This window comes from Oleiphilus sp. HI0066 (genome assembly GCF_001635725.1).
Genome location: NZ_LWFH01001784.1, coordinates 1 through 759, shown reverse-complemented (window position 1 = coordinate 759; position 759 = coordinate 1). Strand labels below are relative to the sequence as shown.

The 759-nt window shown below is 43.9% G+C and carries 1 protein-coding gene; it reads left to right on the top strand.

What is annotated here, in order from left to right; all coding sequences use genetic code 11:
* The coding region (gene rlmN, locus A3738_RS27715; RefSeq protein ID WP_068763997.1) for a 23S rRNA (adenine(2503)-C(2))-methyltransferase RlmN at positions 1–759 on the top strand (759 nt) is incomplete at both ends.

Here is a 759-nt window from a genome sequence, read left to right as displayed (position 1 = left end):
TAAGGAAATTTGCGAAATTACGCCGCCCGAGGTAACTTACCAAAACATTTCTGCTGACGGAACGCGCAAATGGGTTATGCGTATGCCTGGTGGTAGCAGTATAGAAACTGTTTTGATTCCTGAGGGTAATCGCGGAACGTTATGTGTTTCATCTCAGATTGGATGTGCGTTGGACTGCAGTTTTTGCTCAACTGGCAAGCAAGGCTTTAACCGAAACTTAAGTACTGAAGAAATTGTGGGGCAGATTTTCAATGCGATTGCCTCATTCGAAGGGATTGATCGAAACAAAGAGCGTCCAGTTACAAATGTTGTGTTCATGGGTATGGGCGAGCCACTTCTAAATTTCGATAACGTCATGGATGCCGTAAATCTCATGATGGACGATCTTGCTTATGGGATTTCTAAGCGGCGTCTTACGGTGAGTACTGCGGGTGTAGTGCCTGCGATTGATAAAATGAGCGAAGTGACGGATGCAAGTATCGCGATCTCCTTGCATGCGCCAAATGATGAGTTACGAAATGAATTGGTACCTGTAAATAAAAAGTACCCAATTGACGTGCTAATGACCTCGGTAAAGAATTACCTGAGTGGATTGCCAGACAAGCGTAAAGCGACCATAGAATACACATTGCTCGCTGGCGTGAATGATCGTAAAGAGCATGCCCAACAGTTAATTGAAGTATTGAAAGGTTTGCCTTGTAAAATCAATTTGATCCCATTTAACCCGTTTCCGCATAGCGGGTATAAAAAGCCAAGCAA